This window comes from uncultured Nostoc sp., from assembly GCF_964245575.1.
GTDB lineage: Bacteria > Cyanobacteriota > Cyanobacteriia > Cyanobacteriales > Nostocaceae > Nostoc.
Genome location: NZ_CAXTNP010000073.1, coordinates 1 through 13,261, shown reverse-complemented (window position 1 = coordinate 13,261; position 13,261 = coordinate 1). Strand labels below are relative to the sequence as shown.

The window sequence follows — 13,261 nt, the reverse complement described above, 5'->3', positions numbered from 1 at the left end:
AAATGACCTTAGTAAGGGCGCACATATATGCGCCTTTACCGTCTGTCTTGTGATGCATTACGCGATAACGCACCTCATTTATCATAAACATTATAACATTATTGAGGCATTCAGATCGATGAAGGTGAAGCGCAAACCCAAATCAGCATTTGTTCAATCTTTTAGCGGCATGACGCTGAGTATTATCACTGTAATTGGTTTATCACCATTAGCGTTAGCGGTGACTGCAAAAGTTTCTTTGGATTCGCCTGAACAGCCGATTGAGAGACAATCACAAAAACTAGCACAGTCTTCAGACACAGGGACACCAGAGCGATCGCAGATGATCCAACAAGCTAATACTCTGTACAATCAGGGAAACTTCAAAGGTGCAGAAGAAAATTTACGTCAATTCATTAAAAAATATCCAGAAGATGCTTTTGGGCACTTTCAATTAGGAAACGCGCTTTTTCAGGAAAAGAAACCAGAAGAAGCAATTAGCGCCTACCAAGAAGCGATTCGCCTCCAGCCAAAATACGCTCTAGCTTACAATGCGAGTGGTATGGTTTATGCTAGCCAAAGTCGCTGGGAAGAAGCCATTACTCAATATAAAAAAGCTCTAGAAATTAATCCTAATTATGGCGAGGCATTGACTAATTTTGCTCTGGCATTGTGGCAAACAAATAAAAAAGATGAGGCACTATCTTCTCTAGAAAAAGCTTTAAATATTTTCAAAGCACAGAATAGAGGTGAAAAAGTTAATCAAGTCGAACGAATCTTGAAAGAGATAAAAACTGCTGACGATCCTAGTGTTTCATGAAAATCATATTATTCAGTGGATAAAAGTAAGGGCACAGCAATGCTGTGCCCCTACAGCATGGCCTATTTACAATCGCAGGATAATTAAAAAAAGCTTAAAACAACGGATTTTCGTTAACAGGACTTACGCAAAAAGTGCTAAAAAGCTTAATTTATCGAACCGCCATCGCGCAGCGTCTCGCAGAGAAGAACGCCAACGCGTAGCGTCTCGCAGAGAAGAATCGTAGAGTTTGCGTAAGTCCTACAACTAATGAAACCCAATGAATGAGGACATTTCCCAATTGTTCTTATGGGGGTAGAGTTAGGAATCTGGCAAGGATTTTACCAGAATGCAGAGTTACCTTGGTTGCGCTGGTGGGATGCACAAGGAAATTTACTGCTAACAGGTGAGGAACGGGCTGTCATTGAGCGACAAAAGCGGGAGAAAATTGTAGAGAAATTGCGTACTCTCTCTATTGAACAACTCAACGCTTTAGGAATTGACCCAGAAATGTTGGGTTAAGAAACATTTTTTCGCTATGAACTTATGAAACCATGTACTTAGTAATGTATAATTAAGCCCAAGAGTTCAGGGTGCAAGTCAAGTATTAAACTACTTGCAGGTACTGCCAAAGCATGTTGTATGTCTAAATCTGCAATCACCGTTACCGTAAAATTGTTCGCTGCTTATCAAGAAGCCTTTAGGGTTTCGGAACTGGTGTTGGAATTTCCTAAAAGTATGCCAGTCAAAGCAGTATGCGATCGCTTGATAGCTGAACACCCCGAACTCTCGCAATGGCGTGACATCACCCGCTTTGGGATTAATCTGATATTTGTCGAACCAGATACGCTACTACAAGATGGCGATGAAGTTGTGTTAATTCCGCCAGTCAGTGGCGGCTAGCAAAACAGTTATGAGTTAGGAATTATGAGTTAAACAATCTGGAATCAAACTGTTTAGAAGTTGGACGTGCTAATTCTACTCAAGAGCTTTAGGACTTAGCAGCTAGCTTCACTAAGTGATCTAACTCTTGCTGCATCTGACTAACAACTAATTCATAACATTCATTGACATAGAAGCGATCGCTGGCTGCTTCAGGGCCGTAGCGTTGAAATACAATTGGCGGACAAACCCGCGTGTACATGGTTACAGGTAATGGAATGTTGGGTAACGGGCCAATTGCTAATCCCCAAGGCAGTCCGAGATAGATCGGAAAAACTTCCGGATCAATCCCAAACAGCCAAGGCATTCCCCATTCATGGAGTTGCCGTACAATTTTGTAGCAGTCAGCCAGCACAATCAGCGTATCGTGAGCGCCCCAGGAAATCACAGGGACAATCGGCACATTTTCCCGCAACGCTAACTTGATAAATCCTTGCCGCCCCGCAAAGTGGATTTTGTTACGTAAATTATGCAGTCGGAAGATATCTTCGGCTCCACCAGGATAAACTAGCACACTAGCTCCAGAGTGCAAGGCAGCGTAAGCCATTTTTGGATGAGCAATTATTGCTCCAGCCTTGGCGACCAATTGCGCTAGTGGCGGGCTAACCTGCCAAGCCATAGGATGCATTAAACCATAAACGGGTCGCTCTACACCAAATTGTCGGAACCAGTCGTACATCATCATTGTCATATCGGGAGCCGCGAGTCCTCCATTATGCGAACCGACCAATAGGACTTTTTCTTTGGGTTGAATATTATCCCAGCCACTAGTTTGAACTCGGAAATAGTAGTGATACAAAAAGCCAAACAAAGGCATCAGAAATTCTATGAACTTTGGATCTCGCTCATCCAAAGACCAACCGGGTTTTTTGTTTAATAAATGTTGCTTTTTTGACATCGATGCTTTAACAGGATTGGTAAAGGTGAACATAATTCATCATTGATAATTAATCATTCATAATTACAATTAACATGAATTAACAATGCAAGCCGACACATTAACAAGGCGAGCGACGCATTAACAATGCCAGCCGATACATTAACAATGCCAGCCGACGCATTAACAATGCAAGTTGACGCATTAACAATGCAAGCCGATGCATTGACAAGGCGACCGACGCGTTGGCATTGTTGGGTATTGCAAAATTTAATTCGCTACAAATTAATGAAATGCTGTACTTAGCTTTTATCGCTGTTTTGCTTCTGCTTGACTAGCCAAATAGAGAGCAAAGCGATCGCTACACCAACCACAATAAAACAATAAATGTAGCCGAAATTATCCACAATCCTACCAAATACTGCCGCGCCGATTCCCTGTCCAACAAACAGGTTAAAGACGAACAGCGAAACAGCAGTACCTCGTGCTTCTGGTGTTAGCTCAGTGGCTTGGGTCTGGAGGGTGCTGTGCATCATATAAAAGCCCAATCCCATTAAAATACTCAAGGGGATAAACAGCATCCAGTTCTGGAATAATGCGATCGCTAAGAAGCTGATACACATCAAGCCTCCTCCCACTCCGATTAAACCAATTTCACCCAGTCGCCTTACCAACCATTTAACTGAACGACTGTAAATCAGTCCACCCAATCCAAAACCACTGAGCATAAACCCGATCGCTAGATAACTTAGACTATAGCGATCGCGCAGAAATGCGCCAATGTAAGCAAATGCCCCAAACACGCAAAAGCCTTCCACAAAGACCCCTATAATTACAGTCCGGGCGATCGGTTGAGTCAATAGTTGGTAATAAGGTCGAAATGTTATCCTACCTACACGACCTTGGGGACGTTGATCATTGCTCAGATGACGCGTCCCACGCCACAGAAGTCCAGCAATGCCAAGGGAGACGATTCCAAATACGAGAAAGATATCACGCCAGCCGATATATTCTCCAAAAATACCGCCCAAACTACCACCGAGGATTTGACCTAGCACCAGGGCACTTAAATACTTGCCGATCGCAGCTTGGCGTTCTTCATAAGGAAAGTTGTCACCAATATAAGCTAGGGTAACGGGGATGATCCCAGCAGCAGCCATCCCTGTGAGAAACCGCAGCAAGGTAAGTAAGAAGATATTTGACACAAAGGCACAAACAGCAGTACCCACAGCAAATGCCGCCAGCGCTACTGTAATTACCTTAATTTTGCCGATGCGATCGCCTAGTGGCCCATAGACTAACTGAAATAGTCCGTAGGGAATCGTGTATGCCGAGATAATCACCGCAGCACTGCCAACACCGACTTTAAACTCGTCAGCAATGATGTGCAGCAGGGGGTCAATCACCCGTGCATCAGCAACTACCATGAAGGCAGCAGCACCCAACAGTCCTAATGAGACAGGTGTTTTGCCTGCTATATCCTTTGCTAACCTGCCCACTGTGTTCTCCTGTAGTTTGAGTTTTCGCATTTCTAGAATAGACTTTTTGCAGAAGAGGAAGGGCTGACGAGGTTGGAGAAGTAAAAGAGTTACTCTTGAGTAACTCTTCTTTCCTTCTGTGGTAATTTATATTTAGAAAAAAAGCGTGCGAGTCGTCATGCAAATAGACCAGCCTTTTAGAATTAATGCCGCCCAACCAGACAAGCTAAAACAATTCCTTCCCAAACCTTTAATTATCTCTAGCCCAGTCGCCGATTGGAATGGTTTTTATTTTGCCTATCATCGTCAGTCGAACTATCAACTTCCTGAGACATCGCCTTTTCAGCACATTATTACCATTTATAGTAGAGAGTTTGAGGCAAAATTAAAAATTAACGGACACTGGCAAAGTAAATCTTATGCAACTACTGATGTAGGAATTTTTCCTGCTCATCAAATTTCTCCAGCAGTACAATTTGAACAGGAATTAGGGTTTATCCACGTCGGTCTTGAACCAGCGTTGATTACTCGTGTTGCCTACGAATCAGTAAATGCTGATGCAGTTGAAATTGTACAAAAACTGCAAACCCATGACCCACTAATTCAACAAATTGGACTGACACTCAAGCAGGAAATAGAAACTAGTGGATTTGATAGTTACCTATATATAGAATCAGCAGTAAATCTATTAGCAGTACATTTATTGAAACGTTACTCGACGCATAAATTTATTATTAGAGAATACACTGATGGATTACCAAAACATAAATTAAAATCAGCGCTCGCCTATATCAACGATAATTTAGATAAAAGTTTGTCCCTTGCAGAAATTGCGGCGATCGCACAGATAAGTCCGCATTATTTTGCTAGCTTGTTTAAGCAATCAATGGGAATAGCACCTCACCAATATGTCACTAAATGTCGAGTTGAAAGAGCAAAATCTTTACTTGCAAAGCGAGAATTATCAGTTATACAAGTTTCGCAACTAGTAGGATTTCAAAGTCAAAGTCATTTCACCAAGGTTTTTCGCAAATATATCGGCATCACTCCTCAAGCATTTAAGAAGCTACACTGAATTTTTCGGAAGATTGCGTGAGACGGCATAATCTTGTAAAAGCTAGACTCAATAGTTATCACCATACTTTGAGTTCTATAGTATAAAAAATGACACAACTAAAACCAGCCGAGGAAATGCCCGGTAGCTTTGGGCTACCCATTTTAGGTGAAACTCTCAGATTATTTGCTACTCAAGGATGGGGGCTGACGAAGAACTACCAACGCTACGGGCCCGTTTTTAAAACCAGCATTTTAGGAAAGAAATATGCAGTTTTGGTAGGGACACAAGCAAATCGACTAATTTTGCAAGAAAAAGCCGATCATGTATCTTCCTACTTAGGATGGAAACTGGCTATGGAGCATATTTTCGGGCGGCCGATGATGCTTCAGGATGGCGAAGAACATCGCCGCACTCGTCGCTTAATGGCTTTGAATACGCAGGTTACCGCATTCCTCCTGGTTGGGTGGTGATTGTTGCTCAAGGATTAACGCATCGTATGAGCGAGATTTATACTAACCCAGAAAGTTTTGATCCAGAACGCTTTGCCCCTCCCTGCGAAGAAGATAAAAAAGACTCATTTGCTTTAATTGGTTTTGGTGGTGGCGAACATATATGCATTGGAATAGAGTTTGCCAAGATGGAAATAAAGATTTTTTTGGCAACGTTGCTGCAACGATATGATTGGAAAGTGACACCAGAATATGAATTTAACAACTATCATCAAGCACCGTTTAAAGTAGAAGGACAATTACAGGCGCAAGTCAGCAACCCTGATCTGAAAAACTAAACTCAACATCAGTCTGTATCCGTTGCTAACCTACTCACGCAGTTTTTTATTTATTAAGCAGAAATTGCTCCAGATCGTGATACTGCCCTTTGAATAAGTCATACTGTTTCAGTACACCCTGACTGTGAAAACCTAACTTTTCTAGCAACTTTTTAGAAGGTATGTTATCCAACATGACTAAACAACAGCATCTTCAAATAATTCTTTAAAGTAAACAATAACATTGACAGGTGTACCCAATCATTGTAAACTACTGTTTAACAGCATTTATACAAAGTAAATAATATCTACAAAGTAAAGTGAAAGTTCAAAGGGTACGCATCTCTGACAGCGACCAAATTACTTGGACAGTCTTAGGCGAAGACTATTTATCGATTCGCCCAATTGAGCAGTTTATAAGCTACTTAGAGAGCATAGAGCGATCGCTAAACACGATATCCTCAAAATCTATATAGCACTTAATCAGTTAATAGAAATCTTCCTAAACTTTTTGTCTGTACAAAATAGATATCTGAAAGAGATTTATAATTACCTTGCATATTAGCGGTGTTATTTAAGTATAAATTTTATTCCCTGTTATTGATGTTCTCAAAACTAAAAATAAATCAAGGTTTATTAAAAAAATATTACTTAATATTCAAATATTTAAGAAAAAGCAATCAATCTTTATATGGACTATAATATACTATATAGAGTAAGAGGTATTTTTTTTAAAGCTTATCCTTTAGGGTAGGGTAAAAATGTAATGTGTATACATTTCAGTGCGGCAAAGTACACTACCATTGCTACATAGTATTTGTGCTTCAAGTATTTTTGGTAAGAATGGGATAATTTATGGATTTCAAAATTCCTGAGCAGTATAAGTCTGGTATTGAATTTATTTTAAACACTGATGACGATGCTATTGATGTAATTATATCAGCTTTACGGGATTTTCCTCCGACCGTCGAAAACATTGTATATAAAATTTCTGAAAGAATAGTTCAAATACAAAAACTTGATAGGCGTACTGCTCTAAGTCTTGTTGTTACTATAGTATCTTTAAGGCAATTATACAAAGAAGAAAACTTGTCTAATGAAGCTATTGTGGCTTTAGTCAGTAAATCTATAGAACAAGACGCTGAATTTGCTGAGTTTTTTTCAGTCAAAACAGAGCAGAAAGAACGTTTTAAACGGAGGTTATCCAGCCTATTAAAAGCTTTAGAAAGTATTGGTTTCTCCTTAGATGTTTCGGAGAAAGCCTCTGATTTACTGATTGAGCATGAGCGAATATTTTCAGATTCAAGGATTGTTACTGACATAAGACCTGTATTTAACTCAGAAACTGAGAGAAAAGTAGAAGCTGCTATCTTAATTCATACGCTTAAAATTCAGTATAAAGATGCAGAGGGAACTAAAGAATTTTATGTAGCTCTTGACTCAGATGATTTAGATAATTTGCATGAGCAAATTGTTATTGCAATAGACAATAGAGATGCTCTTGGATCTGTTTTAAAAAAAGCAGAAATAGAGTGGATAAATCCTGTACTAGAAATTGAAGCATTAGAAAATCTAGAAGATGACGATGAACAACAAGATTGATTCAAACATATAAATATCAAAAAGTCCCAATCAACAATTAAGCTAGGAATATGTTGACATCAGAAAAAGCGAAAGATAAAACAAACTCTTGGACTCAAAAATTAAGTACTAAAAAATTAAGCAAATATTCATATTTTCCTAAATTTCGCCGAGTTTGTGTCTCTCCTGCGCCAATTCCAGAAAATTATAGTAGTTTCAATTTATTCAAAGATAATAACTTCGATATTTATTTGAGTAATCAAATTAAAACTGAAACAAGCAAAACATCGTTATTGATAACTAAAAGCTGGAAACAAGAGGTTTTTACATGGACAGAAGAAAAATTGTTGTGTGTTTTTTCTGAACAATCCTTACTGCAAAAAAGTAAAACTCGGAAAGCGAAGCAAACAACAAACCGTCCGTCAAGTTATCTATTAAGGCAAGCAGAACGAAAAGACACTTTCATTAAGCTTGCTAATCAATGGCGTAGCGAAACCAAGCATATGTCATTAATGAGTGATATGATTTTACACACTGCATATCAACAAATAATAGGCATGGGGACAGATGCAGTGCCTTTAATTCTTAAAGAACTAAGCAGAGAGCCGGAACACTGGTTTTGGGCATTAAGATCCATTACTGGAGCTAATCCCATTAAGCCAGAAGATAGAGGGAGGCTTAAAAAAATGGCAGAGGCTTGGTTGGATTGGGGTAGACAGCATGGATACAAGTGCTGAGCTTGAAGCTGATTGGCCTAACTTAGCCAAGACTACATACGAAATCACAAGCAAATTCACATCTGAATACAATTGCATTGCTTGGGCAATTAATAATGAAGATGACCGTTGGTGGTCTCCTACTCCTGGAGAGGATTATTACTGGCCTAAGGGTGCCCCTAGAGAGCAAACACTACAAGCATTTACTATTGCATTCCAAATTTGCGGTTACGAGATATGCACTAATGCAGAAATTGAAGCTGGATTTGAAAAGATTGCTATATATGTAAAAGAAGACGGTAAGCCGCAGCACGTAGCTAAACAGCTAGATGATGGTATGTGGACTAGCAAACTTGGAAGATATGAAGATATAAAGTACGAACTTGACGGATTGGTTGGTGAAATGTACGGAAATGTGCAACAGTTTATGAAACGTGCTTTATAAGATTTTGATGAGATTATTTTGTTTAAGACTTTCCCCTAGTGATTTGATATGATTATCTTAATTGAGATATCTACAAAGTAAAATGATTAGTGTATAAAGTTTTGTTGTTAATAGCTAAAGATAATCATGAATTGGGCAACAACGAAACGCAAACCCATTTTCTAAAACCCAAATTCCAAGATGGTATGCACCGCCTCAGTCATTATGCCTTGTCTCCAAAAAGTATTAGCAAGCTCATAACCGATCTCAGCAGACTGTTCTTGTGGGTTCCACGTAAACCCACAAGAACCAATCAAAACGTTGTCTTGCTTACAAGCAATTCCCCAGCGAATTCCTTCTCCTCGCTCAAACCGCTTGGCTCTACGTTCAATGACTGCGTAGGCGTAGCCCGTCGTAGACATCGCCTCTTCAAGAGAAGTGAAAGTATCAAGATTGTGAAACTGAGTCACGCTTGGATCGGAAAATACAGCAAAGATAGCCTCAGCATCCTGCAACGTTGTCTCACGAAGAAGCAGCCTTTCTGTTTCTAATTGAGGAAAGGAAGATAGTGAGAAATTGTTGCTCATAGTTGCGACTGATGATCTGGGGTTAGAGCTAACTTAACGATCGCCACAGTGACAAGACAATTTCATTAGGCTCAAGGCTGAATAGTCTTCGCCGACTGGTTAAATAACAAATCTCGTAACTTATCTGGATCAAGCGCTTCAGTTTTGAATGCCTCTGCCTTTTCGTAGGCGCGAATTGTTGCCGGACGCGCTTTAATTGTCTCAAACCAGCGCTTGAGGTGAGGAAAATCCTCTAGGTTTTGACTTTGGATCTCATGGGCAACAATCCAGGGATAAGCAGCAATATCGGCGATGGAATAATCGCCAGCCACAAATTCTCTATCTGCTAGTTGCTTATTCAGCACTGCATATAAGCGTCCCGTCTCATTCACGTAGCGGTTAATGGCATATTCAATTTTTTCGGGAGCATAAACGCTAAAGTGATGATTTTGTCCCGCCATTGGCCCCAGCCCTGCCATTTGCCAGAACAACCATTCTAAAACTTGAGTGCGACTAGGTAAATCTTGGGGGATTAATTTCCCGGTTTTTTCTGCTAAATACAGCAAGATTGCACCAGACTCAAATACAGAAATCGGCGCACCTCCACCTGCTGGTTCGCGGTCAACGATCGCAGGCATCCGATTATTAGGAGAAATCTTCAGAAATTCCGGCTTAAATTGATCTCCAGCCGCAATATTCACAGGAATTATGGTATATTGCAAACCGACTTCTTCCAAGAAAATCGTAATTTTATGACCGTTTGGGGTTGTCCAATAATAAAGATCAATCATGATTATTTTTCCTAAAATTGTGCGATTGTTTTTTAAGTGAATGGTGCAGACACCTCTTTCGGATTTCTCACCAAATCTGAAAAAAAGGGGGGCAACAACTGCGAAAATGTATATAACGTAAGCATTTTAGCACTTTATACCCAAAAGTATTGCCCTAGTCAAGAATGGAGCTACAGCCCCATACTGGACTATTGTGCTGGCCGCTAGTCATGGCTTTCTCTGAATGAAACATAGAGCTTCAATTCATCATGCCCCTGTAGCTCATCTTGATGGAGCAATTTTATTGCTTGGTAGTCCAAAAGTGCATGAGTCATTTTTGAAGTATTGTTTTAATTCGTCTTGGCTTAATATTTTGCCTTGTCTGTTACCGAAAACCTTTATCTTTAATGGCAGCGATCATTATACTTTTTCATAGCGGTGATTTGGCGATCGCAGCCCAAACTCTATGGTGAACCTGAAGAATTGGTGTCGGATATTTTGCTTCGAGTAATGTCGCCAATTCCTGGTCAAATACTTCTACCTTTTCTGGTTTCAAACTGGCTCCCACCCCAGCACTAGCACGAATTCGCCCCCGCCAATCTTCGTGTGTATAAGATACAAATACATCGTAAGAAAATGTGCGGATTTCTCGGAATCCTCCTTCACCAATGTCTTGTAACCACAAGGGATACATTCCATTACCACCGTCCAGTCTCCACGCTGGATTATGAGCCTTAATCAATTGTTCTGTTGCTTCAACTACATTACCTTTTAAGGGTATCCAATCAAAATGAGCGATCGCGATCAAGCCATTTCTTCTCAATATCCGAGTAATTTCTTGGACAGCACGGGGACGATCAAACCAATGCCAACACTGTCCAGCTGTCACTACATCAGCACTTGCATCTGGTAACTTGGTATTCTCGGCAGTTGCAACTCGATAATCTACTTTGAGTTGGACTGATTCGCTTAACTGTCTAGCTTGTTCTAAAAGTGACACTGATCGGTCTATGCCAATCACATAAGCACCTCTATCCGCAAAGCCTCGCGCTAGCGTTCCTGTTCCTGTACCAAGGTCAACAATATTCTGCCCTGGTAAACCTATACCATATTCAGACAGTTTGTTAAATAATGAACTGGGAAAGCCAGCGCGGTGTTTTGCATAATCAGTAGCAGTTGCACCAAAATCAATTTCCATACCTGCAAAACCATTTTTGTAACAATTGTCTTGCTTAAAAGTTCTCTACCCACGGACGTAGTTCTACTTCATAAGTCCAAGCACTGCGGGGTTGACGTAAAATGCTGAGATAAGTTTGAGCGATCGCATCCGGGTCAAGAGTACTATCAGGATTATCTGCTGGATCTTGGCGGCCTGTAGGGCGGATTCCACCATCAATCACGAAATGCGCTACATGGATATTCTTTGGTGCTAATTCTCTAGCAATACTCTGAGCCAAACCGCGCAGTGCAAATTTACCCATTGCAAAGGGAGCAGACTGAGCATAACCCTTGATACTGGCTGAAGCTCCAGTAAAGAAGATAGCACCGCCACCAAGTTGTAAAAACCTTTTGGTAGCAGCTTGGGCGACGAGAAAGCCACCAAAGGCAGTTACATCCAAGGTTTTTGCCACCTCACCAGGGTCTAGATCAACAAGTGGCCCCCGCACCCGGAAACTGGGATTGTAAACTACAATATTCGGGGAACCGACTTTATTATCAATATCTATAAATAACTGTTCTACTTCATCTGGCTTTGAGACATCAGCAGTGAAATTAACTGCGCCAATTTCACTGCTCAATTGAGTGAGTTTTTCAATTTGGCGAGCCGCTAAAGCTACGGTGAATCCTTCTTTTGCAAATAGGCGGGCTAAAGAAGCGCTTAGTCCACTACCTGCACCGACAATTAGAGCTGTTGTTGCCATATTTTAAACCTGTAGTCTTTATTCTGTCTAGCTTAGAGCTTTTCTTAGTGCCATTCGATTAAGACATTTATAGATTAAGAATTGAGCGTGACTGAAGATAGCTGTGAATTGCCCTTAGTGGGAGTTTGACCAATTTGCAGTACACAAACTGCGGCAATCAAACAGAGAACGCCTGATAAAATAAACGCTTGTAAATAACTACCCGTCCAAGTTCTCAACACACCCGCTCCGAATGCTGCTGTGGCTGCACCAAGCTGGTGTCCTGCTACAATCCAACCGAACATAACGCCGACATTTTCTTTACCGAAGACATTAGCAACAAGACGCACCGTTGGTGGTACAGTGGCAATCCAATCAAGTCCATAGAAGACGGCGAAAATGGAAAGTCCATAGAAGGAAAAGTTGAAACTGAAGGGTAAGAAAATCAAAGACAAACCCCGCAGTCCGTAGTACCAACACAATAAGTAGCGATTGTTCCAGCGATCAGATAGCCAACCGGACATAGTAGTTCCAAAAAAATCGAATAGTCCCATGATTGCCAAAAGACCAGCAGCCTTGACTTCAGGGATACCGTGGTCAATACAAGCGGGAATTAGATGAGTTCCAATTAACCCATTTGTACTAGCACCACAGATAAAAAAGCTACCAAATAACAGCCAGAAGTCGCGCTTACGCATTCCCTGCCAGAGAGCGTTAAGGGTGGAGGCGATGGAATTTGCTCTAAGCTGTAACACTTCCACAGTTTCGCTGTTGTCGCCAAAGGGTCGCAAACCGACATCTGCCGGACGATCGCGCATAAAGGCTGCGATCGCTGGAATAATTAGGAGTGCTGCACCAGTCAGAGCTAGAGCCGCAGTTCGCCACCCGAAGCGATCGGCGACTGAAGCCAGCATCGGCAGAAACACTAATTGCCCCGTAGCTGTACTGGCGGTTAAGATGCCCAGAACTAAACCCCGCTTTTCCAAAAACCAGCGATTGACGACAATAGCACCCAAAACCAGGGCGATAACTCCGCTACCAGAACCGACAACTACACCCCACAGCAAGACTAGCTGCCAAGATGCTGACATCAAAGTGGTTAAACCGACACCGAGAGCAATGACAGCAAGTGAGAACACCATCATCCGGCGAATGCCGATCCGCTCCATAACTGTGGCGGCAAAAGGGCCAATCAATCCGTAAAGTACTAAGTTAATGGAGATTGCCAAAGATATAGTCGCTCTACTCCAGCCAAACTCTTGTTCGAGAGGCACTATAAAAACTCCAGGAGCAGAGCGAATTCCAGCCGCCACCAGCAAGGCTAGAAATGTTAAACCCGCGACGAGCCAGCCATAGTGAAAGGAACGACGCGCTAGGAAGGAGGGTAGGGACATGAGTAGTGGGT

At 41.3% G+C, this 13,261-nt stretch carries 16 protein-coding genes and 1 pseudogene; 10 read left to right on the top strand and 7 right to left on the bottom strand.

The features are described 5' to 3' along the window. Nucleotides 1–118: 118 nt before the first annotated feature. From ACFFAP_RS13965 to ACFFAP_RS13955, 3 genes and pseudogenes are all read left to right on the top strand, one after another. Nucleotides 119–799, top strand: coding sequence for a tetratricopeptide repeat protein (locus ACFFAP_RS13965; RefSeq protein ID WP_375511762.1), 681 nt, complete (start codon nucleotides 119–121; stop codon nucleotides 797–799). A gap of 243 nt (nucleotides 800–1,042) precedes the next feature. Next, a pseudogene (locus ACFFAP_RS13960) lies at nucleotides 1,043–1,300 on the top strand (Uma2 family endonuclease); the annotation flags it as partial. 120 nt (nucleotides 1,301–1,420) lie between these two features. Further along, nucleotides 1,421–1,681 (top strand): MoaD/ThiS family protein, encoded by a 261-nt coding sequence (locus ACFFAP_RS13955; RefSeq protein WP_335033918.1) that lies wholly within the window; start codon nucleotides 1,421–1,423, stop codon nucleotides 1,679–1,681. 88 nt (nucleotides 1,682–1,769) lie between these two features. On the opposite strand, the gene ACFFAP_RS13950 is transcribed toward ACFFAP_RS13955, so the two are convergent. Further along, the gene (locus tag ACFFAP_RS13950) at nucleotides 1,770–2,618 is read right to left on the bottom strand and encodes a lysophospholipid acyltransferase family protein (RefSeq protein ID WP_375511761.1); all 849 of its coding nucleotides are present in this window, start codon (nucleotides 2,616–2,618) and stop codon (nucleotides 1,770–1,772) included. Between the two features lie 281 nt (nucleotides 2,619–2,899). Next, on the bottom strand, nucleotides 2,900–4,096 hold the full coding sequence (locus tag ACFFAP_RS13945; protein WP_375511760.1) for an MFS transporter: 1,197 nt from the start codon (nucleotides 4,094–4,096) through the stop codon (nucleotides 2,900–2,902). Between the two features lie 157 nt (nucleotides 4,097–4,253). Between ACFFAP_RS13945 and ACFFAP_RS13940 the strand changes: the two genes are divergently transcribed. From ACFFAP_RS13940 to ACFFAP_RS13910, 7 genes are all read left to right on the top strand, one after another. Continuing rightward, entirely contained in the window at nucleotides 4,254–5,150 is an 897-nt protein-coding gene (locus ACFFAP_RS13940; protein ID WP_375511759.1) for a helix-turn-helix transcriptional regulator, read from the top strand. 89 nt (nucleotides 5,151–5,239) lie between these two features. Continuing rightward, nucleotides 5,240–5,602 carry a cytochrome P450 gene (locus ACFFAP_RS13935; protein ID WP_375511758.1) on the top strand — a complete coding sequence of 121 codons (363 nt, stop codon included), beginning with the start codon at nucleotides 5,240–5,242 and terminating at the stop codon, nucleotides 5,600–5,602. Then, nucleotides 5,599–5,919: a cytochrome P450 gene (locus tag ACFFAP_RS13930; RefSeq protein WP_375511757.1), complete on the top strand. Its 321-nt coding sequence runs from the start codon at nucleotides 5,599–5,601 to the stop codon at nucleotides 5,917–5,919. Before ACFFAP_RS13935 ends, ACFFAP_RS13930 begins: the two co-directional genes overlap by 4 nt. A gap of 299 nt (nucleotides 5,920–6,218) precedes the next feature. Then, nucleotides 6,219–6,374: a hypothetical protein gene (locus ACFFAP_RS13925; RefSeq protein ID WP_375511756.1), complete on the top strand. Its 156-nt coding sequence runs from the start codon at nucleotides 6,219–6,221 to the stop codon at nucleotides 6,372–6,374. A gap of 379 nt (nucleotides 6,375–6,753) precedes the next feature. Beyond that, nucleotides 6,754–7,500, top strand: coding sequence for a hypothetical protein (locus ACFFAP_RS13920; protein ID WP_375511755.1), 747 nt, complete (start codon nucleotides 6,754–6,756; stop codon nucleotides 7,498–7,500). 50 nt (nucleotides 7,501–7,550) lie between these two features. Next, entirely contained in the window at nucleotides 7,551–8,216 is a 666-nt protein-coding gene (locus ACFFAP_RS13915) for a hypothetical protein (protein WP_375511754.1), read from the top strand. Beyond that, complete coding sequence (locus ACFFAP_RS13910; RefSeq protein WP_375511753.1) at nucleotides 8,200–8,640, top strand: hypothetical protein; 441 nt, start codon at nucleotides 8,200–8,202, stop codon at nucleotides 8,638–8,640. The genes ACFFAP_RS13915 and ACFFAP_RS13910 overlap by 17 nt, the downstream gene beginning before the upstream one ends. A gap of 161 nt (nucleotides 8,641–8,801) precedes the next feature. Here the strand turns inward: ACFFAP_RS13910 and ACFFAP_RS13905 are convergent, their stop codons facing one another. The 5 genes from ACFFAP_RS13905 to ACFFAP_RS13885 form a co-directional block, all read right to left on the bottom strand. Next, nucleotides 8,802–9,206 carry a GNAT family N-acetyltransferase gene (locus ACFFAP_RS13905; protein ID WP_375511752.1) on the bottom strand — a complete coding sequence of 135 codons (405 nt, stop codon included), beginning with the start codon at nucleotides 9,204–9,206 and terminating at the stop codon, nucleotides 8,802–8,804. A gap of 71 nt (nucleotides 9,207–9,277) precedes the next feature. Continuing rightward, the gene (locus ACFFAP_RS13900; RefSeq protein ID WP_375511751.1) at nucleotides 9,278–9,976 is read right to left on the bottom strand and encodes a glutathione binding-like protein; all 699 of its coding nucleotides are present in this window, start codon (nucleotides 9,974–9,976) and stop codon (nucleotides 9,278–9,280) included. Nucleotides 9,977–10,385: 409 nt separating this feature from the next. Next, nucleotides 10,386–11,153, bottom strand: coding sequence for a class I SAM-dependent methyltransferase (locus ACFFAP_RS13895; RefSeq protein WP_375511750.1), 768 nt, complete (start codon nucleotides 11,151–11,153; stop codon nucleotides 10,386–10,388). Nucleotides 11,154–11,187: 34 nt separating this feature from the next. Continuing rightward, a complete protein-coding gene (locus ACFFAP_RS13890; RefSeq protein WP_375511749.1) occupies nucleotides 11,188–11,877 on the bottom strand; it encodes an SDR family NAD(P)-dependent oxidoreductase in 690 nt (229 codons plus the stop codon). A gap of 74 nt (nucleotides 11,878–11,951) precedes the next feature. Then, complete coding sequence (locus ACFFAP_RS13885) at nucleotides 11,952–13,250, bottom strand: MFS transporter (protein WP_375511775.1); 1,299 nt, start codon at nucleotides 13,248–13,250, stop codon at nucleotides 11,952–11,954. Between the last annotated feature and the right edge of the window lie 11 nt (nucleotides 13,251–13,261).

What these genes read in the sequence shown, in the direction of transcription:
- ACFFAP_RS13965 (WP_375511762.1), top strand. Translation starts at nt 119, where the DNA reads ATGAAGGTGAAGCGCAAACCCAAATCAGCATTTGTTCAATCTTTTAGC.
- ACFFAP_RS13955 (WP_335033918.1), top strand. Translation starts at nt 1,421, where the DNA reads ATGTCTAAATCTGCAATCACCGTTACCGTAAAATTGTTCGCTGCTTAT.
- ACFFAP_RS13950 (WP_375511761.1), bottom strand. Translation starts at nt 2,618, where the DNA reads ATGTCAAAAAAGCAACATTTATTAAACAAAAAACCCGGTTGGTCTTTG.
- ACFFAP_RS13940 (WP_375511759.1), top strand. Translation starts at nt 4,254, where the DNA reads ATGCAAATAGACCAGCCTTTTAGAATTAATGCCGCCCAACCAGACAAG.
- ACFFAP_RS13935 (WP_375511758.1), top strand. Translation starts at nt 5,240, where the DNA reads ATGACACAACTAAAACCAGCCGAGGAAATGCCCGGTAGCTTTGGGCTA.
- ACFFAP_RS13920 (WP_375511755.1), top strand. Translation starts at nt 6,754, where the DNA reads ATGGATTTCAAAATTCCTGAGCAGTATAAGTCTGGTATTGAATTTATT.
- ACFFAP_RS13915 (WP_375511754.1), top strand. Translation starts at nt 7,551, where the DNA reads ATGTTGACATCAGAAAAAGCGAAAGATAAAACAAACTCTTGGACTCAA.
- ACFFAP_RS13910 (WP_375511753.1), top strand. Translation starts at nt 8,200, where the DNA reads ATGGATACAAGTGCTGAGCTTGAAGCTGATTGGCCTAACTTAGCCAAG.
- ACFFAP_RS13905 (WP_375511752.1), bottom strand. Translation starts at nt 9,206, where the DNA reads ATGAGCAACAATTTCTCACTATCTTCCTTTCCTCAATTAGAAACAGAA.
- ACFFAP_RS13900 (WP_375511751.1), bottom strand. Translation starts at nt 9,976, where the DNA reads ATGATTGATCTTTATTATTGGACAACCCCAAACGGTCATAAAATTACG.
- ACFFAP_RS13895 (WP_375511750.1), bottom strand. Translation starts at nt 11,153, where the DNA reads ATGGAAATTGATTTTGGTGCAACTGCTACTGATTATGCAAAACACCGC.
- ACFFAP_RS13890 (WP_375511749.1), bottom strand. Translation starts at nt 11,877, where the DNA reads ATGGCAACAACAGCTCTAATTGTCGGTGCAGGTAGTGGACTAAGCGCT.
- ACFFAP_RS13885 (WP_375511775.1), bottom strand. Translation starts at nt 13,250, where the DNA reads ATGTCCCTACCCTCCTTCCTAGCGCGTCGTTCCTTTCACTATGGCTGG.